Source organism: Magnetospirillum sp. XM-1 (assembly GCF_001511835.1).
In the GTDB taxonomy this organism is placed as follows: domain Bacteria; phylum Pseudomonadota; class Alphaproteobacteria; order Rhodospirillales; family Magnetospirillaceae; genus Phaeospirillum.
On record NZ_LN997848.1, the window covers coordinates 1,666,140 to 1,691,315 of the forward strand.

At 66.4% G+C, this 25,176-nt stretch carries 24 protein-coding genes; 7 read left to right on the top strand and 17 right to left on the bottom strand.

Features of this window, described 5'->3' with window-relative positions:
* Positions 1-79 precede the first annotated feature (79 nt).
* The gene (locus XM1_RS07770; RefSeq protein WP_068432271.1) at positions 80-298 is read left to right on the top strand and encodes a hypothetical protein; all 219 of its coding nucleotides are present in this window, start codon (positions 80-82) and stop codon (positions 296-298) included.
* A 4-nt stretch (positions 299-302) separates the two neighbouring features.
* Here the strand turns inward: XM1_RS07770 and XM1_RS07775 are convergent, their stop codons facing one another.
* From XM1_RS07775 to XM1_RS07855, 17 genes are all read right to left on the bottom strand, one after another.
* On the bottom strand, positions 303-1,784 hold the full coding sequence (locus tag XM1_RS07775) for a bifunctional UDP-sugar hydrolase/5'-nucleotidase (RefSeq protein ID WP_068437627.1): 1,482 nt from the start codon (positions 1,782-1,784) through the stop codon (positions 303-305).
* 7 nt (positions 1,785-1,791) lie between these two features.
* A complete protein-coding gene (locus XM1_RS07780; protein WP_068432274.1) occupies positions 1,792-2,367 on the bottom strand; it encodes a peroxidase-related enzyme in 576 nt (191 codons plus the stop codon).
* Between the two features lie 20 nt (positions 2,368-2,387).
* Positions 2,388-4,184 (bottom strand): sensor domain-containing diguanylate cyclase, encoded by a 1,797-nt coding sequence (locus XM1_RS07785; protein ID WP_082700417.1) that lies wholly within the window; start codon positions 4,182-4,184, stop codon positions 2,388-2,390.
* A gap of 114 nt (positions 4,185-4,298) precedes the next feature.
* Positions 4,299-4,751, bottom strand: coding sequence for a PaaI family thioesterase (locus tag XM1_RS07790; protein ID WP_068432280.1), 453 nt, complete (start codon positions 4,749-4,751; stop codon positions 4,299-4,301).
* Positions 4,751-5,566: a universal stress protein gene (locus tag XM1_RS07795; RefSeq protein WP_068432284.1), complete on the bottom strand. Its 816-nt coding sequence runs from the start codon at positions 5,564-5,566 to the stop codon at positions 4,751-4,753. The genes XM1_RS07790 and XM1_RS07795 overlap by 1 nt, the downstream gene beginning before the upstream one ends.
* Positions 5,567-5,583: 17 nt before the next feature.
* Entirely contained in the window at positions 5,584-6,720 is a 1,137-nt protein-coding gene (locus XM1_RS07800) for an acyl-CoA dehydrogenase (RefSeq protein WP_068432287.1), read from the bottom strand.
* Between the two features lie 108 nt (positions 6,721-6,828).
* Positions 6,829-8,013, bottom strand: a complete 1,185-nt coding sequence (locus tag XM1_RS07805) for an acetyl-CoA C-acetyltransferase (RefSeq protein ID WP_068432290.1) — start codon at positions 8,011-8,013, stop codon at positions 6,829-6,831.
* Positions 8,014-8,081: 68 nt separating this feature from the next.
* Positions 8,082-9,572, bottom strand: a complete 1,491-nt coding sequence (locus XM1_RS07810; RefSeq protein ID WP_068432293.1) for an aldehyde dehydrogenase family protein — start codon at positions 9,570-9,572, stop codon at positions 8,082-8,084.
* A gap of 2 nt (positions 9,573-9,574) precedes the next feature.
* Entirely contained in the window at positions 9,575-10,798 is a 1,224-nt protein-coding gene (locus tag XM1_RS07815; RefSeq protein ID WP_068432296.1) for a phenylacetate--CoA ligase family protein, read from the bottom strand.
* Between the two features lie 92 nt (positions 10,799-10,890).
* On the bottom strand, positions 10,891-11,715 hold the full coding sequence (locus XM1_RS07820; protein ID WP_068432299.1) for an ABC transporter ATP-binding protein: 825 nt from the start codon (positions 11,713-11,715) through the stop codon (positions 10,891-10,893).
* Positions 11,716-11,808: 93 nt separating this feature from the next.
* Positions 11,809-13,047, bottom strand: a complete 1,239-nt coding sequence (locus XM1_RS07825; RefSeq protein WP_068432302.1) for an ABC transporter substrate-binding protein — start codon at positions 13,045-13,047, stop codon at positions 11,809-11,811.
* Positions 13,048-13,105: 58 nt separating this feature from the next.
* Entirely contained in the window at positions 13,106-14,176 is a 1,071-nt protein-coding gene (locus tag XM1_RS07830; RefSeq protein WP_068432304.1) for a branched-chain amino acid ABC transporter permease, read from the bottom strand.
* Between the two features lie 4 nt (positions 14,177-14,180).
* Positions 14,181-15,074, bottom strand: a complete 894-nt coding sequence (locus tag XM1_RS07835) for a branched-chain amino acid ABC transporter permease (RefSeq protein ID WP_068432311.1) — start codon at positions 15,072-15,074, stop codon at positions 14,181-14,183.
* Positions 15,075-15,085: 11 nt separating this feature from the next.
* The gene (locus XM1_RS07840) at positions 15,086-17,017 is read right to left on the bottom strand and encodes a long-chain fatty acid--CoA ligase (RefSeq protein WP_068432315.1); all 1,932 of its coding nucleotides are present in this window, start codon (positions 17,015-17,017) and stop codon (positions 15,086-15,088) included.
* A complete protein-coding gene (locus XM1_RS07845) occupies positions 17,017-17,814 on the bottom strand; it encodes an ABC transporter ATP-binding protein (RefSeq protein ID WP_068432318.1) in 798 nt (265 codons plus the stop codon). The genes XM1_RS07840 and XM1_RS07845 overlap by 1 nt, the downstream gene beginning before the upstream one ends.
* A gap of 248 nt (positions 17,815-18,062) precedes the next feature.
* Positions 18,063-18,953 (bottom strand): 3-hydroxyisobutyrate dehydrogenase, encoded by an 891-nt coding sequence (gene mmsB / locus XM1_RS07850; RefSeq protein WP_068432320.1) that lies wholly within the window; start codon positions 18,951-18,953, stop codon positions 18,063-18,065.
* 96 nt (positions 18,954-19,049) lie between these two features.
* Positions 19,050-20,186 (bottom strand): acyl-CoA dehydrogenase family protein, encoded by a 1,137-nt coding sequence (locus XM1_RS07855; protein WP_068432323.1) that lies wholly within the window; start codon positions 20,184-20,186, stop codon positions 19,050-19,052.
* Positions 20,187-20,406: 220 nt separating this feature from the next.
* Here XM1_RS07855 and XM1_RS07860 point away from each other — a divergent pair, with 220 nt between their 5' ends.
* The 6 genes from XM1_RS07860 to XM1_RS07885 all read left to right on the top strand — a co-directional run bounded on the left by XM1_RS07860 (position 20,407) and on the right by XM1_RS07885 (position 25,119).
* Positions 20,407-21,066: a GntR family transcriptional regulator gene (locus tag XM1_RS07860; protein ID WP_068432326.1), complete on the top strand. Its 660-nt coding sequence runs from the start codon at positions 20,407-20,409 to the stop codon at positions 21,064-21,066.
* Positions 21,067-21,170: 104 nt separating this feature from the next.
* Positions 21,171-22,712 carry a malonyl-CoA synthase gene (locus XM1_RS07865; protein WP_068432329.1) on the top strand — a complete coding sequence of 514 codons (1,542 nt, stop codon included), beginning with the start codon at positions 21,171-21,173 and terminating at the stop codon, positions 22,710-22,712.
* The gene (locus XM1_RS07870; RefSeq protein WP_068432336.1) at positions 22,712-23,746 is read left to right on the top strand and encodes an enoyl-CoA hydratase/isomerase family protein; all 1,035 of its coding nucleotides are present in this window, start codon (positions 22,712-22,714) and stop codon (positions 23,744-23,746) included. The genes XM1_RS07865 and XM1_RS07870 overlap by 1 nt, the downstream gene beginning before the upstream one ends.
* 13 nt (positions 23,747-23,759) lie before the next feature.
* Entirely contained in the window at positions 23,760-24,521 is a 762-nt protein-coding gene (locus XM1_RS07875; protein WP_068432337.1) for an SDR family NAD(P)-dependent oxidoreductase, read from the top strand.
* 124 nt (positions 24,522-24,645) lie between these two features.
* A complete protein-coding gene (locus XM1_RS07880; RefSeq protein WP_068437630.1) occupies positions 24,646-24,855 on the top strand; it encodes a hypothetical protein in 210 nt (69 codons plus the stop codon).
* Between the two features lie 66 nt (positions 24,856-24,921).
* Positions 24,922-25,119 (top strand): CCE_0567 family metalloprotein, encoded by a 198-nt coding sequence (locus XM1_RS07885; RefSeq protein ID WP_068432350.1) that lies wholly within the window; start codon positions 24,922-24,924, stop codon positions 25,117-25,119.
* Positions 25,120-25,176: the final 57 nt, after the last annotated feature.

Consider the following 25,176-nt stretch of genomic DNA (forward strand, 5'->3'; position numbering starts at 1 on the left):
ACAGCATTTTCACCCCCTGGTCCCAGCCAGGCGGCGTACACCTTGTGGCCCGGAATTCGCTTGGGAAAGGGGTGCCGTCATGATCGACCATGAAAGCATCGCCGCCGTCATCGGCCGTGGCGGGCACGGTGGAAGCGTCGCCATCGCCGCATGCAAGTCCGGCTCCGGCGCGGTCAAGGAAATCGGCTATTCCAGCGCCGATCGCTGCTTCTTCGTGACGGTCGACGGGCGTGAAAGGCTGCGCAGCGACGTGCCGGAAACCGCCTACGTCTTTTTCAGCGCCACCGCGCCCGAGTAGTGGCCTACCGCACCGCCTTCACCCGGCCTTCGATCTTGGGGGAAACGGTGCCCTTGGCGGCTGCGTAGTCGGCGACCACGTTGACCAGCAGGGGCGCGGCCTCGGCGTTGACCAGGACCTTGCCGTCTTTGAGGGCCTGATAGCCGTCGCCGCCGCCCGCCAGGTAGTCGGTGGTGGCGAGGCGATAGCGGCGCTTGAGGTCCAGCGGCTTGGGTCCGGCCATGGCCTTGACGATGCGCTTGCCCGGCGGGCGGGCGGGGTCGTAGGAGATGGACAGTCCCGACACCTGCGGGAAGCGCCCGGCCTTGGCCTCCACCGCCGACAGGGTGAATTCCAGCACGTTCAGCAATTGGGCGCCGCTGATCTCCACCAGCATCACGGTGTTGCCGAACGGCATCTCGGACAGCAGGTCGCGGCGGGTGAGCGGCTGGCCCGGCTGGTACTGGCGGTTGCCGCGCAGGCCGCCCCCGTTGATCAGCGCCATGTCGGCGCCGAAATGGGCGGAAAGCGCGTCGGCCACCAGATTGCCCAGCGCCGCCTCCTCGCCCCGCACGGTGGTGGTGCGGCTGTCCATGGCGGTGGCGAGCGTGGCGAGCGGCACGCCCAGCGCCTCGCCCAGCAGGGAATCGGTCTTGGCGACCACACCAGCCAAGGCGGGGGCGGGGGCTTCGCCCGCCACCGGCAGGAAGCGCCAGCCCAGGGTGCTGACGGTGGTCGGACCGGTCTGGCCGGCATCGGGGCGGTCCACCAGCAGCTCGACCATGCCCACCCAATGGGCGTCGTGGCCGGCTTTGAGCACCAGCGGGCCGTTCTCCAGGATGCTGATGGGGTCGTGGTCGTGGCCGCCCAGCACCAGATCGATGCCCTTGACCGCGCCGGCCAGCTTGCGGTCGTCGTCCAGGTCCAGATGGGTCAGCGCCACCACCAGTTCGGCCCCCTGGGCGCGAAGCTGGGCGATTACGGCCTCGGCGGTGGCGCGCTCGTCGCTGAAGCTGGCGCCCTCGGCGGTGGACATGCGGGCGGTGGCCTGGGTCAGGACGCCCAGGAACCCCACCTTGACCCCGCCGATCTCCTGTAGCAGCAGGGGCTTCACGCCCTCGACGCCGCCGATATTGGAGCCCACCCAGGGGAAGGTGGAGGCCTTGATCTGGGCGGTGAAATTGGCGGTGCCGAAATCGAATTCGTGGTTGCCGGGCACGGCGGCCACGGGGGAAAGGGCGTTGAAGAACTCCACCATGTGGGAGCCCTTGGTGACGTTGGAGGCCAGCGAGGGGCTTAAGAGATCGCCGCCGAAGGTGAAGACCGGGTTGGGGTTGCGGCCCTTCTCCCGCTCCAGCACGGTCAACAGCTCGGCCAGCCCGCCCTTGCCTTCGACCGGGCGGTATTCGTAGATGTCGTTGACGTGCAGGAAGGTGAGGCGCACCTGCTCGGCCAGGGCCTCTCCCGCCCAGACCAGCAGGGCCAGGACGGCGACGGTGAGCCGCATGGCCATCTCAGCGGTCCATCTTGTGGTATTCGGGATTGGGCATCATGTCCAGCCCGTGCGCCATGCGGTTGGTGTAATTGAAGAAGCCGACGGTGTCGGTGATGTCGAAGATGTCGGCATCGCTAAAGCCCGCCTCGCGCAGGCTCGCCCGGTCGGACTCGGCGATGTCGTGGGGGGTCTCGGTCAGCTTCCAGGCGTAGTCCAGCATGGCCCGCTGGCGGGGCGACAATTCGGCGACGCGGTAGTTCATCACCATCATCTCGCCCAGCTGCGGGTCGCCCGACAACTGGCGGATGGCCTGGCCGTGGGCCACCAGGCAGTAATAGCAGCGGTTGGCCGAGGAGACGACCACGGCGATCATCTCGCGCTCCAGCTTGGACAGCCCCGAATCCTCGGCCAGCATCAGTTGGTTGTAGAAGCGGGTGAAGGTGCGGAACTTCTCGGGCCGCGCCGTATAGGCCAGCAGCACGTTGGGCCGCATGCCCAGCTTCTCGTCGCACTTGGCGAAATAGCCGGCGATGTCGTCGGGGTAGTCCTTCGCCTCGGGCAGGTGAATGCGGACGATATGGTCGGGCTGGGGCATGGACTCTTTCTCCAGGGGGCTCAGGCGGCGGTCTGGGCCGAAACGCGGTTGCGGCCGCCGGTCTTCGCCCGGTACAGGGCGGTGTCGGCGTTGGCGATCAGGCTTTCGGTGTCGAGCGGCTTGCCTTGGGAGGCATCGGACAGGGGCGCGGGGTGCAGGCTGGACGCGCCGATGGAGATGGTGACCTCGGCCGCCGTCTGCGACGCCGCGTGGGGAAGGTGAAGCGCCGCCACGGCCAGCCGCATCTTTTCCGCCAGGGCCTCGGCCTCGGCCAGGGTGCTGCCGGGAAGAACGACCCCGAACTCCTCTCCGCCGTAGCGGGCCACCAGATCGCCCGGACGCCGGGCGGTGGCGGCAAGGGCGGTGGCCACCGCCCGCAGGCATTCGTCGCCGGCCTGATGGCCGTAATGGTCGTTGTAAGCCTTGAAGTGGTCCACATCGATCATCAGCAGCGACAGCGGCGTCCCCGAGCGGGCCGCCCGGCGCCATTCCAGGCCCAAGGTCTCGTTGAAGGTCCGGCGGTTGGCGATGCCGGTCAACCCGTCGACCATGGCCAGATGCCGCAGATGGGATTCCGCCGCCTTGCGCTCGGAGATGTCGTGGTGGCTGATCACCACTCGGATTCCGCTGGCCGATTCCGCCCGCCGCACATTCATCAGGAACCAGCGCTGCCGGGCACTCGAATCACACCGGTATTCCATGGAGAAGCCGGGTGTCGCCCCGCGCAGCACCGAACGGATTTCCTGGGCGACCTTGTCGGCGTCCTCGCTGAAATCGCCGTGGGCCCGGTCGCAGATGTCGAGGTAGTTGGCTCCGACCCCGCACAGGTCGCGGCCGCCGCCGTTCTCGTCCTGGAATTCCCGCCAGCGCTGGTTGACCGCCAGGATCGTTCCGCTTTCATCGATGACGCAGACATGATCCAGCAGGGTGTCCAGGGTGGTGCGGGCCAATTGCCGCTCGGCCTTCAGTTCGAGATTGGCGGCGTCCAGGCGTTTGGTTTCCTCCTCCAGCGCGCGCATCAGCTGTTCCTGGCTGAAGGCCGAGGCGAAGGACTTGGTGGTGAGCAGGGCGCTGATCACGCCCCAGCCGATCACCGAGAAGCCGATGGCGAAGATGGCGTGGGCCAGCCACCACATGTGATCCCAGGGCTTGGCCAGCAGGAAGGCCAGCGCCGCCTGGGCGAACAACAGCAGGGCCACGCCATAGAACTTCATCAGGGGCGAGGCGATCCGCCGCCGCGCCATCACCGCGACGCCCCCCAGGCACAAGAGCGCCGCCGCCAGTTCCATGGGCATGCGGACCCAGGGGCTGGAGGCGATGGGGGAATGGGCCAGGATCGCCACTCCGGCCACGGACACGGCGCACCAGATCATGACGCGCCGCCAGAATCCGCTGGCCGAGACGGATTCCACGTCTTCCGCCGGCCTGCCGTATTGCGCCAGCCCATACGCCATGCTGCCGAGCATGACGAGCCGCGATACCGGTCCGAACAGCAGGAACAGCCAGATGTTGTGGTGCGCGGTGCGGGTCAGCAGGCCGTGCGGCGCATAGATCACGGTGAAGGCCAGGAAGCCGACGGTGAGCCAGCGCAGAAAAATCTCGCCCGATTCCCGATAGCTACGCCAGGAGACATAGGTGATGAAGCTGCCGATCAGCGTGGCGCCGGTGATGGCGACTTCGTGGAACCAGTGGCTTTCGAAGCGGGGCGACGGCTGCGGCGAGAAGGTCCACAGGTACCAGATGGCCACGCTTGGCGTAAGCGAGACCGCCAGCAACTGCAGCAACTGGTAAAGGCGGCCAAGTCCCTCAAGTCTCATCCAGCCACAGCCCCAATGATCTTCCCGCCCCACTGCCGGTCCTCGCGATCGACAGCAGATTACCCCTTCTCCGCAAGGGGGAGAAGGGTCTCGCGGTGCGATACGCCTTTAGACTCAGGCCGGGTCGGATGAATCCGCCAGGCAGATCATGGTGGCGAGCATGGTCGCCACCAGGGTTTCCCGGCCGCCCTCGATGCCGAACACGTCGGAACGCACCACGATCAGGGTGCGGCCGGGCTTGATGACCTCGGCGCGGGCGACCAGTTTCTCGCCCCTGGCGGGGCTGAGCAGGTTGACCTTGAACTCGGTGGTCAGCACCGCCGATCCCGCCGGCATCAGGGAAAAGGCGGCATAGCCGGCGGCGGTGTCGGCCAGCGTGGTGGTGGCGCCGGCATGGACGAAGCCGTGCTGCTGGCACAGGTCGGGGCGGGTGGGCATCTCGAGCGTGCAGCGCCCCGGCTCGAGATCCGCCATGTGGGCCCCGATGGTGGCCAGGAACGCCTGCCGGGCGAAACTGGCCTCCACCTTGGCGCGGTAGTCGGGGTCCTTGGGCGTGGGGACCGCCATCAGTTGCTCATCAGCACCGGAACGGTCATGTGGGCCAGCACGTAGCGGGTGCCGGTGCCGCGCTTCAAGGACAGGCCGTAATGGCCGTGCGCGCCCATGACCACCAGATCGGCGCCCAGGTCGCACAGGCGTGACAGCAGCATGTCCATCTTGCCGATATGCTCGCCGGCCAGCCGTTCGGCGCCGGCGGTGATGCCGCAGGCGGCCAGATGGTCGATGACGTCCACCTGGGGCACTTCGCCCATGCTGGCGGCGGCCTCGTCGGAGGGGCCGCGCAAGGACAGCACGGTCACCGACTTGGCCTTGGCCATCAGCGGCTTGGCGTCATTGAGCGCGCGCACCGCTTCCTTGCCTGCGTTCCAGGCCAGGGCGATGCGCTCGCCCACGCTGGGGAAGATTCCGGTATGGGGAATCACCAGCACGGGACGGCCGCAATGCAAGATGACGTGCTCGACCATCTCCTCGGGCACCAGCTTGCTCTTGGGCTCTGCCTGGCCCATCACCACCAGGTCGGCGTAGCGGGCGCAGAACATGGTCTCGCTGACCACGTGGCCGGGCTCGCCATGGGCCAGCTGCCACCAGCGCGACGTGATTCCGGCGGCGGCGCAGGCCTGATTGAACTTCTCCTTGGCGGCGTCGCGGGCCTGGACCAGCTGCTCGCTGGCCTTGTGGGCGACGGCGCTGGGGCGATGGCTTTCCACGCGGGCGAACAGGCCGGTCAGTCGGGCTCCGAAGCTCTTGGCCAGCCCGACGGCGATGTCCAGACGGGCGGTGCAGCGCTCGCTGTCGTCGATGTGGACGAGAATGTCTTTCATTTTCGGTGTTCCCCTACCTATTCCGTCGCCAGCGCGCGGGAGATGACGAGGCGCTGGATGTCGCTGGTACCCTCGTAAATCTGACAGACCCGGACGTCGCGGTAAATGCGTTCCACCGGGAAATCGGCGAGATAGCCGTAGCCGCCGTGAATCTGGATGGCGTCGGAACACACCCGTTCGGCCATCTCGGAGGCGAACAGCTTGGCCATGGAGGCTTCTTTCAGGCACGGCCGCCCGGCTTCGCGCAGCGTGGCGGCGTGCAGCACCATCTGCTCGGCCACCTCGACGCGGGTGGCCATGTCGGCCAGGCGGAAGGCCACCGCCTGATGCTCGAAGATGGGCTTGCCGAACTGCTTGCGCTCACGCGAATAGGCAAGCGCGTGGTCCAGGGCCGAACGCGCCATGCCGACGCTTTGCGCCGCGATGCCCAGGCGCCCGCCTTCCAGGTTGGCGAGCGCGATCTTCAGGCCCTCGCCCTCCTCGCCCAGGCGGTACGACGCCGGGATGCGCATGTCCTCGAAGGCCAGCTGGCAGGTGTCCGACAGATGCTGGCCCAGCTTGTCTTCGACCCGCACCACGGTGAAGCCGGGCGTGTCGGTGGGCACCACGAAGGCCGAGATGCCGCGCTTGCCCGCTTGTGGGTCGGTCACCGCGAAGACGATGGCCACCTGGCCGTTCTTCGCCGTGCTGATGAACTGCTTGGCGCCCGACAGGACGTAATGATCGCCGTCCTTGCGCGCCTTCGTGCGGATCGAGGCGGCGTCCGAGCCCGCTTCCGGCTCGGTCAGGCAGAAGCAGCCCAGCTTCTCGCCCCGCGCCATGGGACGCAGGAACTGTTCCTTCTGCGCGTCGGTGCCGTAAGAGAGGATGGGCATGCAGCCCACCGAGTTGTGGACGCTCATGATGGTCGACAGGGGCCCGCAGCCCGCGGCGATCTCCATCACCGCCATGGCGTAGGAGACGTAATCGGTCCCCGCCCCGTCCCATTCGGGCGGCACCACCATGCCGAGGAAGCCCAACTCGCCCATCTCGGCGATGGCGTCCTTGGGGAACAGGTGCTCGCGGTCCCACAGGGCGGCGTTGGGGGCCAGCTTTTCGCGCGCGAAGGACCGCGCCATGTCGCGGATGAGCTGCTGCTCCTCGGTGGGGATCATGATTTTTGCCCCTCAATCGCCGGGCGGCGACCTCCGGTCGCCTTGGCTTTCGCGGCATAAGCCGCGCCGGCCCTTGGCCGCAACTCCTCGCTACGCTCGTCGATCATGTCAGGCCAGCTCCACCATCATGGCGGTGGCCTCGCCGCCGCCGATGCACAAGGACGCCACACCGCGCTTCATCCCGTACTGCTTTAAGGCCGACAGTAGGGTGACGATGATCCGCGCCCCCGACGCGCCGATGGGATGGCCGAGAGCGCAGGCGCCGCCATGGACGTTGACCCGCTCGTGGTCGAGCTTCAGGTCGTGCATGGCCGCCATGGTGACCACGGCGAAGGCCTCGTTGATCTCCCACAGATCCACGTCGCCGGCCTTGCACCCCACCTTGTCCAGCAGCGCCTTGATGGCGCCCACCGGGGCGGTGGTGAACAGGTTGGGCGCCTGGGCGAAGTTGGTGTGCCCTAAGATGGTGGCCAGCGGCTTCAGGCCGCGTTTGGCGGCTTCCGACGCCCGCATCATCACCAGGGCGGCGGCGCCGTCGGAGATGGACGACGAATTGGCCGCCGTCACCGTGCCGTCCTTGGCGAAGGCGGGCTTGAGCGTCGGGATCTTGTCGGGCATGGCCTTGCCCGGCTGCTCGTCGATGGTGATCAGGGTCTCGCCCTTGCGGCCCGCCACGGTGACGGGGGCGATCTCGGCCGCGAACGAGCCCCCGGCGATGGCCTTCTGGGCGCGGGAGAGCGAGGCCAGCGCGAAGCCGTCCTGGGCCTCGCGCGAGAACTTGTAGCTGGCGGCGCATTCCTCGGCGAAGGTGCCCATCAGGCGACCCCTATCGTAGGCGTCCTCGAGCCCGTCCAGGAACATGTGGTCCAGCACCTTGCCGTGGCCCAGGCGATAGCCGCCCCGTGCCTTGTCCAGCAGATAGGGGGCGTTGGACATGCTTTCCATGCCGCCCGCCACCATCACCTTATTGGTGCCGGCCACCAGCAGGTCGTGGGCCAGCATGGCGGCCTTCATGCCGGAACCGCAGACCTTGGAAATGGTGGTGCAGCCCGCCGAACGCGGAAGGCCCGCGCCCAGGCTGGCCTGGCGCGCCGGGGCCTGGCCGACGCCGGCCGGCAGCACGCAGCCCATGAACACCTCGTCCACCTGATCGGGCGCGATGCCCGAACGCTCGACCGCCGCCTTGATGGCGACGGCCCCTAGCTGCGGCGCGGCGAGGCTGGCGAAGTCGCCCTGGAAGCCGCCCATGGGGGTGCGGGCGGCGCCGACGATGACGATGGGATCGGTGGTCATGGTTGGGGTCCTTCACATTCAGGCGTCACCCCCGGGCTTAAGCCCCGGGGGTGTAATGGAGAGCGGGATCACTTCATGTTGAAGATGATGGTCTTCTTGTGGGTGAAGTGCTCCAGCATGGATTCCAGCGACGCTTCCTTGCCGATGCCTGAGGTCTTGACGCCGCCATAGGACAGCGTCGGCTGGACGACCAGGTTCTGGTTGACCTGGACGAAGCCGGCTTCCAGACGCCGTGTCGCGTCCATGGCGACCTTGATGTCGCGGGTCCAGATGGAGGCGGCCAGGCCGTATTCGGAATCGTTGGCCTGGGCGATGACCTCTTCGTAGTCGCTCCACTTGATGACGGCGCAGACGGGTCCGAAGATTTCCTCCTGACAGAGGCGGTCCGAGTTCTTCATGCCGGTGAAGATCACCGGCTGGACGAAGCGGCCCTTCTTCAGCTTGGGATCGGTGGGCATGGCGGAGCACACATGCTTGGTGGCGCCCTTGGTCTCCTCGCCGATCTTGATATAGCTCCTGACCCGCTCCAGCTGGCCGTCGGAGACGATGGTGCCGATGTCGGTCTTCTCGTCCAGGGGATCGCCCATCACCATGGCGTCGACCTTGGCCTTCACGCGGGCGACGAACTCGTCGTGGATGCTCTCGTGCACGAACAGGCGCGAGCTGGCGGTGCAGCTCTGGCCCTGGCGGGTGAAGCGCATGCCGGCCAGCGCGCCGGCGACGGCCTGGTCCATGTCGGCGTCGGCGCAGACGATCATCGGGCTCTTGCCGCCCAGCTCCAGCGTCACGGGGATCAGCTTTTCGGCCGCCGCGCGGTAGACGATGCGCCCGGTCTCCACCGAGCCGGTGAAGCTCACCTTCTTGACGTCCTTGTGTTCCACCAGCGGCGCGCCGCATTCGGGCCCGAAGCCCGACAGCATGTTGAACAGGCCGTGGGGCAGCACGGTGTTCATGATCTCGGCGACGCGCAGCACGGTCAGCGGCGCTTCCTCGGCCGACTTGACGATGACGGCGTTGCCGGCAACCAAAGCGGCGGCGGCCTTCATGGCCATCAGCAGCAGCGGCACGTTCCAGGGAATGATGCAGGCCACCACGCCCACGGGTTCCCGCACCGTGACGGTCAGCATGTCGGGGTTGAAGGGGATGGTCTCGCCCTTGAGCTCGGACCCCAGCCCGCCGAAGAAGGTGAACATGTCGGCCAGCACGCCGGCCTCGACCCGGCTTTCGGTGCGCAGCGCCTTGCCGGTCTCGAGCGCCACCAGACGGCCCAGTTCCTCCACGTGGTTGGCCAGCACCCGGCCGCACTCGGCCACCAGCTTGCCGCGCTGGCGGGCGGGCAGCTTGGCCCATTCCTTCTGGGCGGCCTTGGCGGAGATGACGGCGGTGTCCACGTCCTCCTTGGTGCCGAAGGCGGCGGTGCCGATGATCTCGCCGGTGGCGGGATTGTCCACCTCGAAGACCTCGCCGCTTCCGGCGGCGACGAACTTGCCGCCGATCAGGTGTTTGCCCGAAAGGGCCTTGGCCAGCTTGAAGGGATCGAGTTCCGGCGTGAGGGTCATGATCAAACTCGCTTGTCTTGGATGACGATGCCGTCGTTGGGCAAGGTTCCGGGGGCGACGAAGGCCACCTCCGTCTTCAGCTTGCACAGCGACTGGAAGGAATCCTTCAGCGCCGCGTCCAGGCCGGTGGCGCTGGTCTCGACGGTGAGGGTCAGGCGGTCGTTCTCGCCGTCCTTTTCCACCACCAGACGGGCGCGGATGACGTCCGGGTGGCGCTTGGCCACCTCGGCGATCTGGCGGGGATGGACGAACATGCCCTTGATCTTGGTGGTCTGGTCGGCGCGGCCCATCCAGCCCTTGAGGCGCATATTGGTGCGGCCGCAGGGCGACTGACCGGTCAGGATGGCAGACAGGTCGCCGGTGGCGAAGCGGATCAGGGGGTAATCCTGGTTGAAGGTGGTAACCACCACCTCGCCGACCTCGCCCTCGGCCACCGGATCGCCGGTGCCGGGACGCACGATCTCGACGATGACGCCCTCGTCCACCACCAGGCCCTCGCGGGCCCGGGTCTCGTAGGCGATCAGGCCCAGATCGGCGGTGGCGTAGCATTGGGTCACGTCGACGCCCAAATCCTTCAAGGACTGGCGAAGCGGCGGCAGCAGCGCCTCGCCCGAGACGCAGGCCTTGGTCAGCGACGAGTGGTCGAGACCCATCTCCTCGGCCCGCTCCAGGATGATCTTCAGGAACGAGGGCGTGCCGCCATAGCCCTGGGGCTTCAAATCGGCGATGGCCTTGGCCTGCTGGTCGGTGTTGCCGATTCCGGCCGGGAACACCGGGCAGCCCAGCGCATGCGCGCCCGTCTCGAACATCACGCCGCCGGGGGTGAAGTGGTACGAGAAGCAATTGTGCATCAAATCGCCGTGGCGAAAGCCCGCGGCATAAAGGGCGCGGGCGATGCGCCACCAGTCGTTGTCCCAGCCCTCGGGGTCGTAGATGGGGCCGGGCGAGGCGAAGACGCGGCGCAGTTCCGACTTGGGCGTGGCAATCAGCGAGGCGAAGGGCGGATCGGCCTGCTGGGCGTCGATCAGCTCGGACTTGCGGGTGACCGGCAGCTTGGCCAGGGCGGCGCGGCCGGTGACCGAGGCCGGGTCGATGTCGGCCAGCAGTCGGGCAAAGGCGGGCGAATCGGCCTTGGCCAGGGCGATCTGGGCGGGCAGGGCCTCGAAATGGGCGGCCTCGCGCTCGTCGTTCGAGCGGGTTTCCAGGGAATCGTAGAATTCGGTCATTATGGCATCCACACTCGAGATCGTCATCGCCGGGCTTGACCCGGCGATCCATGGATGCCCGGACCACGTCCGGGCATGACGGGAAGGCGGGCCTACAGCCAGCGCTTCCTGCGCTTGTAGGACTTGAGGTTCTTGAACGATTTCCGCTCCTTGTCGCCGCCCAGGTAGAACTCCTTGACGTCCTCGTTGTTGACCAGGTCGTCCTTCGGCCCATCCAGCACGATCTTGCCCGATTCCATGATGTAGCCGAACTGGGCGATCTTCAGCGCCATGCGGGCGTTCTGCTCCACCAGCAACATGGTGATGCCGGTCTCGGCGCACAGGGTCTCGATGATGCCGAACACCTCTTTCACCAGCAGCGGCGACAGGCCCATGGAGGGCTCGTCCAGCAGGATCATCTTGGGCCGGGCCATCATGGCGCGGCCGATGGCCAGCATCTGCTGCTCGCCGCCCGACAGGTAGCCGGCCAGGCCGGTGCGTTCCTTGAGGCGGGGGAAATAGTGGAAGACCTTCTCGATGTCGTCACGCACGGCCGCGCCGCCGTCCTTGCGGGTGAAGGCGCCCAGGCGCAGGTTCTCGATGACGGTCATGTCCTCGATGATGCGGCGGCCCTCCATTACCTGGAAGATGCCGCGCCGCACGATCTCTTCCGGCGCGCGGTTGGCGATCTCCTCGCCCATGAAGGTGATGTTGCCCCGCGTCACCTCGCCGTCCTCGGTGCCGAGAAGGCCCGAGATGGCCTTCAGCGTCGTGGACTTGCCGGCGCCGTTGGGGCCCAGCAGGGTGACGATCTTGCCCTTGGGCACGTCCAGGCTGACGCCCCTCAAGACCAGGATGACGTCGTCGTAGACCACCTCGATGTTATTCACCGAGAGGAGGATTTCCTCGGGGGCAAGCTTCAGTGCCGGTTCAGCCATGGTCGCGTCCTGTCCCAAAATGGGCGGGCGGGACACCCGCGCTCCTCAAAACGATCGTGTCTCGGAGCGCGGGCGTCCCGCCCGCAAGCCTTGTTACCAGCCCAGCCATTCCTTGCGGCGCGGAATGTCGGCGGTATAGACCTGCTTCATGCCGATGGTGCCGCCCTTGGTCGAGGCCTGGTAGACCTTGACCGTGGTGGTGCCGCGATGGTCGTCGGCGGTCCAGGTGGACGGCAGGCAGACGCCTTCAAGTCCGGCCGGGACCCAGTCCTTGGCATGGCTCTCCATGGCCTTCTTGATGGCGGGGCCGGTGATGCCGCCGGCCTTGGCGGCGGCTTCCATGGCTTCCTTCATGTAGTAGACCGAGCAGATGGCGCGGATGTAGTGGACCGGGCGGGCCTCGGCGCCGGTGGGGTCGGAGATCTTGGAAATCTCCTTCACCAGCTTCATGCCGGGGGTGTCGTCGGTCCAGGTCGAGGCGCCTACCACCCAGACCAGCTTGTCGGCGGCTTCGCCGGTGGCCTTGAGCGAGCCCTCGTCGGTGCCCCAGATGTTGGCCAGGAACTGGGTGGTGACGCCCACCGTCTCGCACGACTTCAGCAGCGAGATGGTCGAGCCCGAGGTGTTGCCCAGATAGGCGTAATGGGCGCCGGATTCCTTCAACGACAGGCACTGGGCCTTGAAGTCGCCGGGCTTGAGCGAATACTGGATCTCGTTGCCGATCTCGAAGCCCAGCTCCTTGGCGTAGGCGCCGCAGGCCATCTTGGGGGCGTTGGGATAGGGGTGGTTGTCGCCCATGTGGACGAACTTGGGCTTGCCCGAACCGCCCTTCTTCTTCCAATCCTCGTGCGCCCACTGGACCAGACCGCGGCAGGCGTCGGAATAGGAGGGGCCGTAGAAGAAGTTGTAGGGCGCGCCCTTCACCGAGGTCTTGCCCTGCGGGTCGGTCAGGTGGCCGGAATAGGAGGCCGAGAAATAGGGGATCTCGTCCTTGGCCACGCTGCTCACCAGCGCTTCGGTGTCGCCGGTGCCCCAGCCCTGGATGGCGGTGGCCTTGGTCGAGCCGGTCAGCTTCTTGTAGGCCGCCATGGCGCGCGGCACTTCATAGGCGTAGTCCACGGTCTCGAAGATGATCTTCTGGCCCGCCACGCCGCCATTGGCGTTGATGTAGTTCATGGCGTCGGCGATGCCCTGGCCGTAGGGCTTGCCCACCGCCGAGGTGGCGCCGGTGATGTCGGCGATGTGGCCGACCAGGATGCCGTCGGCGGCCATGGCCGCTCCGGCGGACAGCAGGGCGGCGACAGCGGTTCCGGCGAACAGGGTATGCTTCATCGTGTGATTCCTCCCATGAAATCGAGACAACGGTTTTTTGTGTTGTTGTTTTTCTTGGTCAGTACGAGAACGGATACAGCTTCCAATAAGATTTGATCAGACGCCAGCGGTGAACCAGACCATCGGGCTCGAAGATCAGGAACAGCACGATGGCCAGGCCGATGGTGGCCTCCTTGATGTAGGCCAGCGCGTTGGTCAGCGCCGGGATGTCGCCGGCGAAGTGCTTGACCGTGCTGACGGCGGCCTCGGTGGCTTCGGGCAGCAGCACCATGAAGGCGGTGCCCATCAGGGTGCCCATCACCGAGCCCATGCCGCCGATGATGATCATGCCGAGGAACTGGATCGACAGCAGGATGGTGAAGCCCTCGGCCGAGACGTAGCCGAGATAGTGGCCGTACAGCGCGCCGCCGACGCCGGCATAGAACGACGAGATGCCGAACGACAGGATACGGTACTTGGTGAGGTTGATGCCCATCACCTCGGCCGACAGGTAGTGGTCGCGCACCGCCACGAAGGCGCGGCCGTCGCGGGTGCGCAGCAGGTTGGTGCCCAACAGGTACATCACCACCGTGAAGGCCAGCACCACGTAGAAGAAGCCCTTGTCGCCGCCCACCTCGTAGCCGAACAGGTTGATGGGATTGGCCATGGCGCCGCTCGACCCGCCGGTGAACCAGTTGGCCCGGGCGAAGAAGTCTTCCAGGATGAACTGGGACGCAAAGGTGGCGATGGCGAGGTAAAGGCCCTTCAGGCGGCCGGCGGGAATGCCGAACAGCAGGCCCAGCAGCGTGGTCATCACGCCGGCCAGCGGAATGGCCAGCAGCACCGGCACGCCGAAGCTGTTGTTCAGCCAGGCCGAGGCGAAGGCGCCGAAGCCGAAGAAGGCGGCGTGACCCAGCGAAATCTGCCCGGTGCAGCCCACCAGGATGTTGAGGCCCAAGGCGGCGATGCCGTAGAAGCCGATCTGGATCATCAGGGCCAGCAGGTAGTTGCTGAACACCAGGGGGGCGGCCGCCGCGAGGGTGATGCCGGCGATGCACCAGTTCCTAGACGCGGGCGTGAGGAAGATGGTGGTGTCGGCCGCGTAGGTGGTCTTGAACTGGCCGCAGGGAATGAGGCTGGACGAGATCATGACCTTACACCCTCTCGATGGTCTTGGTGCCGAACAGGCCGTAGGGCTTGATCATCAGGATGATGACCAGCACGTAGAACGGCGCGACGGTGTAAAGGTTGCCCACGTGCAGGAACTGGCTGTCGGTGTATTCCGCCAGGTTCTCCAGCACGCCGATGATCAGGCCGCCCAGCACCGCGCCGACGATGGAATCCAGGCCGCCGACGATCACCGCCGGGAAGACCTTGATGCCGAAGAAGGACAGCGCCGAGGACACGCCGTTGACCATGCCGACCACCACGCCGGCCAGGGCCGAGACCATGGCCGAGATGGCCCAGGCGGTGGCGAACACCGCCTTGACCGAGATGCCGAGGCTTTGCGCCACCTGCTGGTTGAAGGCGGTGGCCCGCATGGCGAGGCCCATGCGCGAGTACTTAAAGAACCAGGCGAAGGCGCCCATGATGACGACGGAGACCACCAGGCTCATCAGATAGGCGGGCTGCACCGACAGGCCCAGGATGTCCACCGACTTCACCGGGAAGATCTCGGGGAAGGGCTGGGCCCACACGCCGAAGATGGACTTCATCACCGCCTGGAAGAAGATGGACAGACCGATGGTCACCATGATCACGCTGATCACCGGCTCGCCGATCAGGGGGCGCAGCACGATCATCTGCAGCGCGATGCCGAAGACCAGCATGAACAGGAAGGTCATGGGGAAGGCGACGTAGAACGGCAGGGCCATGCTGGTGACCAGCCACCAGCAGGTCCAGGCGCCGATCAGCAGGAATTCGCCCTGGGCGAAGTTGACCACCTGGGTCGACTTGTAGATCAGCACGAAGCACATGGCGACCACGCCATACAGCGTGCCGACGATCAGCCCGTTGACCAGGAGTTGGAGAAACAGCGAGGAACCCATGATGCGTTCTCCTATTCCGCGGCCAGCTGTTGGGCGGGGGGCGGCAGCAAGGTGACGACCTTCAGCTCGGTCTTGACCCTGGTGGTGGTGCCGTCCTGGAAGGTGATCACCGCGTCCACCGGCACCATCTGGCGGTCGGCGTACATGGAATCGATGATGTCGCCGTACTTCTCGTTGATGACGCCGCGGCGCACCTTGCGGGTGCGGGTCAACTCGCCGTCGTCGGCGTCCAGCTCCTTGTAGAGCAGCAGGAACTTACGGATGCGCTGGGGCTCGGGCAGGGTGGCGTTGACCTTCTCCACCTCGGCCTGCAGCAGGTCGTAGACCGCGGCTTGGGCCGACAGGTTGGTGTAGTTGGTGAACGAGATGCCCTTGGATTCCGCCCATTTCGACACGATGGAGAAGCGGATGCAGATCAGCGCCGAGAGATAGGGCTTGGTGTCGCCCAGGATCACCGCCTCGGCGATGAAGGGCGAGAACTTCAGCTTGTTCTCGATGAACTGGGGCGAGAAGCGCACGCCATGGGACGTGGTGGCCAAATCCTTGATGCGGTCGATGACCACCAGATGGCCGTTTTCCTTCTTGATGTAGCCTGCGTCGCCGGTCTTCAGCCAATTGCCGTCGACGATGTCGGCGGTAGAGGCTTCGGGATTGCGGAAATAGCCGGTGAACATGCCGTCGGTGGTCGCCACGATCTCGCCCACCCCGTTGACGTCGGGATTGTCGATGCGCAAGTTCGCGTCGTCGAAGGGGATGCCCACCGAATCGAAGTCGATGTCGCCCGCCCGGTGCACGGTATAGGCGCCGGCCAGCTCGGTCTGGCCGTAGATCTGGCGCAGCGGCACGCCCATGGCCAGGAAGAAGCGGAAGGTGTCGGGGCCCAAAGCCGCCCCGCCGGTGGCGGCCGACTTCAGGAACGAGAAGCCGATGCGGTCCTTCAGCGCGTCGAACAGGATCCAGTCGGCCAGCTTGGAGCGCTTGCCCTGGTCCAGGGCCTTCATGCCGAGCCGCATGCCCAGATTGAACATCCACTGCTTGAAGGGGGTGGAATCCATCATGCGGGCGCGCACGTCGGCGGCGATGCCCTCCCACATGCGCGGCGCCAGCAGGACGAAATTGGGGCCGATTTCCCGCATGTCGGCCATCATCGTCTCGGGTTCCTCGACGAAGTTGACGATGTTGCGGCAGATCAGCGGCTGGGCCACGGCGTAGATCTGCTCCATGATCCACGGCAGCGGCAGCACCGACACGTAATTGTCGCCCGCCGACTTGGGGTCGGCGCGCAAGTAGGCGGTGGAATGGCGCAGGAAGGGACCTGCCTGCAGCATGGCCAGCTTGGGGTTGGACGTGGTGCCCGAGGTGGTGCACAGGATGGCCACGTCGTCGCCCTTGCCCTTGGCCACTTCCTCGTCGAAGCGCGACGGGTTGGCGGCGGCCACTTCCTGGGCCTTGTGCTTCAAGTCCTCGGCCGAGATCAGGCGCGGGTCCTTGTGCTTGCGCATGCCGCGCGGGTCGAAATAGACGATGTGGCGGATGGTGGGGACCTCGGCCGAGATTTCCAGCAGCTTGTCCACCTGCTCCTCGTCCTCGGCCAGCACGATGGCCGCGCCGGTATAGGACAGCAGGTAGGCCACCTCGGCGTTCATGGAATCATGGTAGATGCCCAGACTCATGGCGCCCACCGCATGGGCCGCCACTTCGCCCCACAGGCTTTCCGGGCGGTTCTTGCCCAGGATGGCGACCACGTCGCCGCGGTTCACCCCCAGGGCCAGCATGCCCAGCGCCAGATCCTTCACCCGCTTGAGGTAGTCGGACCAGGTGAAGGCGTTCCAGATGCCGAATTCCTTTTCCCGCATGGCGATGTCGCCGGGCCAGCGGCTGGCGTTGTGCGCCAGGGCCTTGGGGAAGGTGTCGTGGATGGTGGTGTCGAGGTATTCGCTCATCACGCCACTTCCTCGTCTTCGTCGATGCCGAGATAGGCCACCTTGACCCGCTCGTTGTTCATCACCTCGTCGGGCAGGCCCTCGGCGATCTTGCGGCCGAATTCCAGCACCATGACCCGGTGGGAAATGTCCATGACCACGCCCATGTCGTGCTCGATCATGATCACCGTCATGCCCCATTCCTCGTTGAGGTCGACGATGTAGCGGGCCATGTCCTCCTTTTCCTCGAGGTTCATGCCGGCCATGGGCTCGTCCAGCAGGATGACCTTGGGTTCCACCGCCATGGCGCGGGCCAGCTCCACCCGCTTCCTCAAGCCATAGGGCAGGGTTCCCGCCACCGCCTTGCGGATGTGGGCGATCTCCAGGAAGTCGATGATGTCTTCCACCTTGCGGCGGTGCGCCAGCTCTTCGGTGCGCGCCCCGCTGCCCCAGTACAGCGCGCCCGACAGCGCGTTGTTGGACAGCAGGTGGTGGCGGCCGACCATGATGTTGTCGAGCACGCTCATATGGCCGAACAGCGCCAGGTTCTGGAAGGTGCGGCCCAGGCCCAGCGTGGCGCGCACGTTGGGCGAAAGCCCCGTCACGTCGCGGCCGTCCATGTAGACCCGCCCGGCGGTCGGCTTGTAGCGGCCCGACACGCAGTTCAGCATGGAGGTCTTGCCGGCGCCGTTGGGGCCGATGATGGAGAACAGTTCGCCCTTGTTGACCTGGAAACTGACCTCGGTCAGGGCGCGCACGCCGCCGAAGGCCAGCGACACGTCGCGCACTTCCAGAACCGGTGTATCCGATACGGACATCGTCTATCGCTCCCGAACCGGGGCGTGCCTTTGTGGCATCTGCCCCGAACCACCCCTGAGACTCCTCTTAGTGGGAGCCTTACCTATTTGTGAAAACGAGCATACGTTTTTTTAATTGGCACGCAAGGGCTCTTTCTCTGCCTCAAACGCCGGCACGAGCTTCGCTCGCTTGGCTTTCCTCGCTCTTGCCTGCGCTTCGCTCCGGCAACGCTGCGGCGCGCTCAACGCGCATTGTCGCTTCGCTCCCATCAGGCCTTGCCGCGCAGCATGTGAATGATTCCCGAGAAGTCCAGGCCGCCCTGGCCCATGCCGGCCATCATGGCGTAAAGCTGCGCGGCTTCCGCGCCCAGCGGAATGGAGGCTCCGGCGACCTGCGCCGCTTCCACCGCCAGCTTCAGGTCCTTCAGCATCATGGCCGCCGCGAAGCCCGCCTTGTAGTCACGGTTGGCCGGCGACGCCGGGACCGGGCCGGGCACCGGGCAGTAAGAGGTCATGGACCAGTTCTGCCCCGACGACTTGGACGAGATGTCGAACAGCTTCTGGGCGTCCAGACCCAGCTTCTCGGCCAGGGCGAAGGCTTCGCAGGTGCCGATCATGGAAATGCCCAGCAGCATGTTGTTGCAGATCTTGGCCGCCTGGCCGTTGCCGGGGCCGCCGGCATGGACGATGGTCTTGCCCATGGCGGCCAGGAAGGGCTCGGCGCGGGCGAAGGCGGGCTCAGTTCCGCCCACCATGAAGGTCAGCGTTCCGGCCTCGGCCCCGCCGACGCCGCCCGAGACGGGGGCGTCGATCAGGGCGTGTCCGGCTTTGGCAGCCTCGTCGGACAAAAGGCGCGCGGTGGCCACGTCGATAGTCGACGAATCGATGAACAGGCAGCCCTTGGGCGCGGCTGCGAACAGCCCGGCCTCGCCCAGCATCACCGACTTCACATGGGCCCCGGCGGGCAGCATGGAGACGACGACTTCCGCGCCCTTGGCGGCGTCGGCGGCCTTGGCGCAGGCGGTGGCGCCCGCCTCGGCGGCGGCTTTCAGGGCCGCCTCGGACAGATCGAAGGCGGCGACCTTGTGCCCGGCCTTGATCAGGTTGCGCATCATCGGCGCACCCATGTTGCCCAGACCGATGAACCCGATGCTCGCCATGTGTGCTCTCCCTTTCCTTTTTTCCGTCACCCTCGGACTTGATCCGAGGGTCCATGGATGGCCGGGTCAAGCCCGGCCATGACGTCCAATTTGCGGCTACCCCGTCAGCGCCCGGCCGATGATCACCCGCATGATCTCGTTGCTGCCTTCCAGGATCTGGTGGACGCGCAGATCGCGGAAATAGCGCTCGATGGGATATTCCTTGATGTAGCCGTAGCCGCCGTGCAGTTGCAGCGCCGCATCCACAACCTGAAAGCCGATGTCGGTGGCCAGCCTTTTGGCCATGGCGCATTGCACCGTGGCCTGGGGCGATTTGGCGTCCAGGGAATGGGCGGCGCGGTGGATCATCAGTCGCGCCGCCTCCAGCTCGGTGGCCATGTCGGCCAGCTTGAACTGGGTGGCCTGGAAGGCGCTGATGGCCTGTCCGAACTGCTGGCGCTGGCCGGTGTATTCGATGGCGTGTTCCAGGCAGCGGCGCGCGCCGCCCAAGCTACAGGCGCCGATATTGATGCGCCCGCCGTCCAGGCCCTTCATGGCGATCTTGAAGCCGTCGCCTTCCTCGCCGATGCGGTTGGCTATGGGAACGCGGCAATCCTCGAAGATGACGCTAGCGGTGGGCTGGGTCTTCCAGCCCAGCTTCTTTTCCTGCTTGCCGAAGGACAGGCCCTTGGTGCCCGCCTCCACCACCAGGCAGGAGATGCCCTTGGGGCCGGGGCCGCCGGTGCGCACCATCACCACATAGACGTCCGAGCGTCCGCCGCCCGAGATGAAGGCCTTCGCGCCGTTCAGCACATAATGGTCGCCGTCGCGCTCGGCCTTGGTGCGAAGCGAGGCGGCGTCGGAGCCGGCATTGGGCTCGGTCAGGCAATAGGAGGCGAACTTGCGCATGGCGCACAAATCGGGCAGCCATTTGCGGCGCTGCTCGTCGTTGCCGAAGCTGTCGATCATCCACGACGCCATGTTGTGGATGGAGATGTAGGCGGCGGTGGAGGGGCAGGCGCTCGCCAGCTCCTCGAAGATCAGGGCGGCGTCCAGGCGCGACAGCGCCGAACCGCCCACGTCCTCCTTCACGTAGATGCCGGCGAAGCCCAGTTCGGCGGCCTTGCGCAGGGCGTCCTCCGGGAACAGGCCTTCCTCGTCCCAATGGGCGGCGTGGGGCGCCATCTCGCCCTCGGCGAAATCGTGGGCCGCCTGCCGAAAAGCCTCCTGGTCCGGGGTCAGTCCGAAATCCATGCGCTTCGCTTCCCAAGGCCGGGATCTGTCGTCCCGGTTGTTGCCGACGAGGGTACCGTTCAACGGACCCGATGGGTAGGAATTATCACAAGGGATGCGACGGGTCCATCTCTTGTATACGTGATACGCAGTTTTTGTGTCCGAGATACGGATTGGCCTTAGACAGCCGTACCGGTAGATGTATACTCCTTTCCGCCATGACAGGGGTTCTGGAGGCCCGATGAGCGAGCAGAAGAAGCCGGCGACCCGGGCGGACGAGATCCGGCAGGTGATCGAGAAGGAGATTTTCACCGGATTGCTGCGCCCCGGCACCCGCCTGGACGAGGAAAGCCTGGCGGCGCGCTTCGGCCTGTCGCGCACCCCGGTGCGCGAAGCCATCCTGCAGCTGGTCTATTCCGGCCTGGTGGTGAAGAAGCCGCGCCAGGGCGCGGTGGTGGCGCCCCTCGACCTGCACCGCATGGTGCAGATGTTCGAGGTGATGAGCGACGTGGAGGGCCTGTGCGCCCGCTATGCCGCGCGGCGCATGTCGCCCGACGAGAAGTCCAGGCTTTCCGCCATGGTGGACGAGGCGGATTCCCTGTGCCGGGCCCGCGACCTGGACGGCTATTACGCCGTCAACCGCGCCTTTCACGACGCCATCTACGACGGCAGCCATAACGAGGTCTTGAAGGAGATGGCGCGTTCGCTGTTCGCCCGTCTCGCCCCCTATCGCCGCTACCAGCTGAACCATCCCGGCCGCGTCGACGGCTCGCTTTCCGAACATGCCGAGGTGGTGGCGGCCATCCAGGCGGCTGATCCCGACCGCGCCCAGGCGGTGATGCGCAAGCACGTCACCATCCAGGCCGACATCTTTGCGGAATTCGTGTCCATCATGACCTAGGCTTGTATCCATGAAGTGCATCTCTTGGATACAAAACTGTGGCGCCCAGGACGACCGTATGGTATCGGCGTAATCCGGGTTCGATGACAAAGGGGTGCGCCCATATGACCGACAATCTGTTCGAGCTGTTCCGCTCGCGCTTTCCCGCCGACCGGTCGCGCACCTTCATCGAGGTTCCTGCCTCGGGAAGCCAGGGCGGGCTGACTGTCAGCTACGGCGATCTCGAGGCCATGAGCGCCCGCTACGCCCACGCTTTGGTGGATGCGGGCGTCAAGCCCGGCGACCGGGTGGCGGTGCAGGTGGACAAGTCGGCCGAGGCGGTGGTGCTGTATCTCGCCTGCGTGCGGGCCGGCGCCGTGCTGCTGCCCTTGAACACCGCCTATCAGGCCGGCGAGCTGGAATACTTCCTGTCCGACGCGGCGCCTGCCGCCGTGGTGTGCCAGCCCCACCGCCTGGTCGAGCTGGAGGGCCTGGCCGCCAAGGCGGGGATCAGGACCTGCGTGATGACGCTGGGGACGGGCGGCGACGGCACCCTGCCCGGGCGGGCCAAGGGGCTGGCGGAGACCTTCGCCACCGTGGCGCGGGGCGGCGACGACATGGCCGCCATCCTCTATTCCTCGGGCACCACCGGGCGGCCCAAGGGCGCCATGATGAGCCACACCAATCTGGCCTCCAACGCGCTGACGCTGCACAAACTGTGGGGTTTCAAGCCCGACGACGTGCTGCTGCACTGCCTGCCCATCTTCCACACCCACGGGCTGTTCGTGGCCATCAACTGCGTGCTGCTGAACGGCAGCCCGATGATCTTCTGCCCCAAGTTCGACGCCGAGCAGGCCATCGGTCTGCTCGCGCGCGCCACGGTGTTCATGGGGGTTCCCACCTTCTACACCCGCTTCCTCGCCAGCCCCAACCTGACCCCGGCGGCCTGCTCCCACATGCGGCTGTTCATCTCGGGCTCGGCGCCGCTGTTGGAAGAGACCTTCAATGCCTTCAAGGACAAGACCGGCTTCACCATCCTGGAACGCTACGGCATGACCGAGGGCGGCATGTTCACCTCCAATCCCTTGGACGGCGACCGGCGGGCGGGCACCGTGGGCTTTCCCCTTCCCGACGTGGAATTGCGCATTACGGCTGAGGAAGGCCAGGTGCTGCCCCAGGGCGAGGTGGGCATCATCGAGGTCAAGGGCCCCAACATCTTCAAGGGCTACTGGAACATGCCCGAGAAGACCAAGGCCGAGTTCACCCCAGACGGCTTCTTCAAGTCGGGCGACGTCGGCGTCATCGACGAGCGCGGCTACGTCTCCATCGTCGGGCGCGCCAAGGATCTGATCATCTCGGGCGGCTACAACGTCTACCCCAAGGAGGTGGAGGACTTCATCGACCGTCTGCCGGGCGTGGTGGAATCCGCCGTGGTCGGCATGCCGCACCCGGATTTCGGCGAGGCCGGGCTGGCCATCGTGGTGGCGGAGAAGGGCGCGGCGCTGACGGGCGAAGGGGTGATCGAGTCGCTGAAGGGCCGCCTCGCCAATTACAAGGTGCCCAAGCAGGCGGTGGTGGTGAGCGAACTGCCGCGCAACGCCATGGGCAAGGTGCAAAAGAACGTGCTGCGCGATTCCTACGCCGAGATGTGGAAGGCCAATCTGTAATGACCGCTGAAATCCATTTCGACCGGACCGGCAAGCTCGGCCGTATCATCCTCGACCGGCCCAAGGCGCTGAATGCCCTGACGCTCGATCAGGTGCACGCCATGCATCCCACGCTCGACGCCTGGGCCGCCGATCCGGATGTCGCCTGCGTCACCATCGAGGGCGCGGGCGAGAAGGCGTTCTGCGCCGGCGGCGACATCAAGCAGCTGTACGAGGCCTGCAAGGCGGGCGAGCTGGATTACGTCACCGCCTTCTACCGCGACGAATACCGCCTGAATCGGCGTATCCACACCAGCCCCAAGCCCTATGTGGCGCTGATCGACGGCATCGTCATGGGCGGCGGCGTGGGCGTTTCGGTGCACGGGGATTACCGAATCGCCACCGAGCGCACCCTGTTCGCCATGCCGGAAACCGGCATCGGCTTCTTTCCCGACGTGGGCGGCTCGTATTTCCTGCCGCGTCTTCCGGGCGCCATCGGCATGTATCTCGGCCTGACGGGCGTAAGGCTCAAGGCCGCCGACACCCTGCATGTGGGCGTCGCCACCCATTACGTGGACAGCGCCCGCATGCCCGCCCTGGTCGAGGCGCTGTCCGAGGCCCGCGACGCCGCCGAGGTCAAGGCGACGCTGGACGGCTTCGCCTGTGATCCCGGCCCGGCCGCCATCGATTCCAAGCGCGAGCTGATCGACCGCTGCTTCGGCCATAACACCCTGGCCGAGGTGATCGCCGCCCTGGAAGCCGAAAGCGATCCCTTCGCCGCCGAGACCCTGGCCACCTTGCGGGCCAAGTCGCCCCATCTGGTGGCGGTCAGCTTCGAGATGATCCGGCGCGGCAAGTCGCTCTCCTTCGACGAATGCATGCGCATGGAGTTCCGCCTGGCCCTGTCGCTGGCCCCGGCCCACGATTTCGTCGAGGGCGTCCGCGCCCTGCTGATCGACCGCGACAACACGCCCGCCTGGAATCCGGCGGGGACGCAGGCCCAGGTGCTGGCCCATTTCGACGCGATTCCGGCCGGCGGCGACCTCACCTTCTGATAGGGGAACGACCATGAACGTCAACGGATTGGCCGCCATCGTCACCGGCGGCGGCTCTGGCCTCGGACAGGCCACGGCGCGCGCCCTGGCCAAGGCCGGGGCCAAGGTCGCGGTGTTCGACATCAACGCCGCCAATGCCGAAGCGACGGCGCGTGAGATCGGCGGGGTGTTCGCCCAATGCGACGTCACCGACGAGGCCTCGACCCTGGCCGCCCTGGCCCATGCGCGGGCGGCCCATGGCCCGGCCCGCATCGCGGTCAGCTGCGCCGGCGTGGTGACGCCGGGCAAGGTGGTGGGGCGCAAGGGCCCCATGCCGCTGGAAACCTATGCCCGCGTCATTCAGGTCAACCTGATCGGCACCTTCAACGTCATGCGCCTGGCCGCCGCCGAGATGGCCGCCCTCGACCCGCTGGACGGTGGTGAGAGGGGGGTGATCGTCAACACCGCCTCCATCGCCGCCTGGGATGGGCAGGTGGGCCAGTGCGCCTATGCCTCCTCCAAGGGCGGGGTCGCCGCCCTGTCGCTGCCCGCCGCCCGTGAATTCGCGCCGCTGGGCATCCGGGTGATGGCGGTGGCGCCCGGCTACATGGAGACCCCCATGCTGGCCGGCATGCCCGACGAGGTGATGGAGGGGCTGGTGGCCTCGACCCTGTTCCCCCACCGCCTGGGTCGGCCCGAGGAATTCGCCAAGATGGTGCTGGCCATCTGCGACAACCCCATGCTGAACGGCAGCGCCATCCGCCTGGACGGCGCGGTGCGCATGCCGCCGCAATAACCAAACCCCGTCACACGGTCGCCACAATCGGCTGTTCAACTCCCTGGTGTCACGGAACCTTCGCTTGAGCGCGAAGGCCCGTGATCCTAGACAAGAGCACCGAAACAAGGACGACCGGACCATCATGATCCCGACCCAGGACGAATTCTGCCACTGCCCCCATTGTGGACGCCGGACCCGGCATTCCGTGGTGCGGGAAAGGGTGCTCGCTCCGGTTCTGTGGTGTCTGTCGTGCTTCCGCACCCGCATCGAGGCGGTCGAGGTGGAGAGGACGCCGAAGGCGCGGATCGCCCGTCCCGTCGACGCAGGGCAGACCTTCCGCCTCGCCGGTTGATGGGGCGGGTGGGGCAAGGCTACACTCGGCCTGCCGCCACGCCCCTCTGACCGGAGTTTTTCCATCATGAGCGACGTCGAAGCCCTCAAGGCCGAGGTCAAGAAGCTGAACGCCCAGGCGACCCAGGCCAAGATGGACCTGCACGACCTGTCCGAAGAACTGCCTATCGGCTGGGAGAAGATCCCCGAGGTGGCCGCCTTCTGCCACGATCTCTACGCCCGTCTGGCCCAGGCCCGCGCCGCCCTGAAGGTGGCCGGGGGCTGATTGGCGGCGCATTTCCGTCATGGCCGGGCTTGACCCGGCCATCCATGCCGTGTGGAC

Excerpts from the sequence above, each read along its gene's own strand:
- XM1_RS07770 (WP_068432271.1), top strand. The coding sequence starts at position 80 with ATGATCGACCATGAAAGCATCGCCGCCGTCATCGGCCGTGGCGGGCAC.
- XM1_RS07775 (WP_068437627.1), bottom strand. The coding sequence starts at position 1,784 with ATGCGGCTCACCGTCGCCGTCCTGGCCCTGCTGGTCTGGGCGGGAGAG.
- XM1_RS07780 (WP_068432274.1), bottom strand. The coding sequence starts at position 2,367 with ATGCCCCAGCCCGACCATATCGTCCGCATTCACCTGCCCGAGGCGAAG.
- XM1_RS07785 (WP_082700417.1), bottom strand. The coding sequence starts at position 4,184 with ATGAGACTTGAGGGACTTGGCCGCCTTTACCAGTTGCTGCAGTTGCTG.
- XM1_RS07790 (WP_068432280.1), bottom strand. The coding sequence starts at position 4,751 with ATGGCGGTCCCCACGCCCAAGGACCCCGACTACCGCGCCAAGGTGGAG.
- XM1_RS07795 (WP_068432284.1), bottom strand. The coding sequence starts at position 5,566 with ATGAAAGACATTCTCGTCCACATCGACGACAGCGAGCGCTGCACCGCC.
- XM1_RS07800 (WP_068432287.1), bottom strand. The coding sequence starts at position 6,720 with ATGATCCCCACCGAGGAGCAGCAGCTCATCCGCGACATGGCGCGGTCC.
- XM1_RS07805 (WP_068432290.1), bottom strand. The coding sequence starts at position 8,013 with ATGACCACCGATCCCATCGTCATCGTCGGCGCCGCCCGCACCCCCATG.
- XM1_RS07810 (WP_068432293.1), bottom strand. The coding sequence starts at position 9,572 with ATGACCCTCACGCCGGAACTCGATCCCTTCAAGCTGGCCAAGGCCCTT.
- XM1_RS07815 (WP_068432296.1), bottom strand. The coding sequence starts at position 10,798 with ATGACCGAATTCTACGATTCCCTGGAAACCCGCTCGAACGACGAGCGC.
- XM1_RS07820 (WP_068432299.1), bottom strand. The coding sequence starts at position 11,715 with ATGGCTGAACCGGCACTGAAGCTTGCCCCCGAGGAAATCCTCCTCTCG.
- XM1_RS07825 (WP_068432302.1), bottom strand. The coding sequence starts at position 13,047 with ATGAAGCATACCCTGTTCGCCGGAACCGCTGTCGCCGCCCTGCTGTCC.
- XM1_RS07830 (WP_068432304.1), bottom strand. The coding sequence starts at position 14,176 with ATGATCTCGTCCAGCCTCATTCCCTGCGGCCAGTTCAAGACCACCTAC.
- XM1_RS07835 (WP_068432311.1), bottom strand. The coding sequence starts at position 15,074 with ATGGGTTCCTCGCTGTTTCTCCAACTCCTGGTCAACGGGCTGATCGTC.
- XM1_RS07840 (WP_068432315.1), bottom strand. The coding sequence starts at position 17,017 with ATGAGCGAATACCTCGACACCACCATCCACGACACCTTCCCCAAGGCC.
- XM1_RS07845 (WP_068432318.1), bottom strand. The coding sequence starts at position 17,814 with ATGTCCGTATCGGATACACCGGTTCTGGAAGTGCGCGACGTGTCGCTG.
- mmsB (WP_068432320.1), bottom strand. The coding sequence starts at position 18,953 with ATGGCGAGCATCGGGTTCATCGGTCTGGGCAACATGGGTGCGCCGATG.
- XM1_RS07855 (WP_068432323.1), bottom strand. The coding sequence starts at position 20,186 with ATGGATTTCGGACTGACCCCGGACCAGGAGGCTTTTCGGCAGGCGGCC.
- XM1_RS07860 (WP_068432326.1), top strand. The coding sequence starts at position 20,407 with ATGAGCGAGCAGAAGAAGCCGGCGACCCGGGCGGACGAGATCCGGCAG.
- XM1_RS07865 (WP_068432329.1), top strand. The coding sequence starts at position 21,171 with ATGACCGACAATCTGTTCGAGCTGTTCCGCTCGCGCTTTCCCGCCGAC.
- XM1_RS07870 (WP_068432336.1), top strand. The coding sequence starts at position 22,712 with ATGACCGCTGAAATCCATTTCGACCGGACCGGCAAGCTCGGCCGTATC.
- XM1_RS07875 (WP_068432337.1), top strand. The coding sequence starts at position 23,760 with ATGAACGTCAACGGATTGGCCGCCATCGTCACCGGCGGCGGCTCTGGC.
- XM1_RS07880 (WP_068437630.1), top strand. The coding sequence starts at position 24,646 with ATGATCCCGACCCAGGACGAATTCTGCCACTGCCCCCATTGTGGACGC.
- XM1_RS07885 (WP_068432350.1), top strand. The coding sequence starts at position 24,922 with ATGAGCGACGTCGAAGCCCTCAAGGCCGAGGTCAAGAAGCTGAACGCC.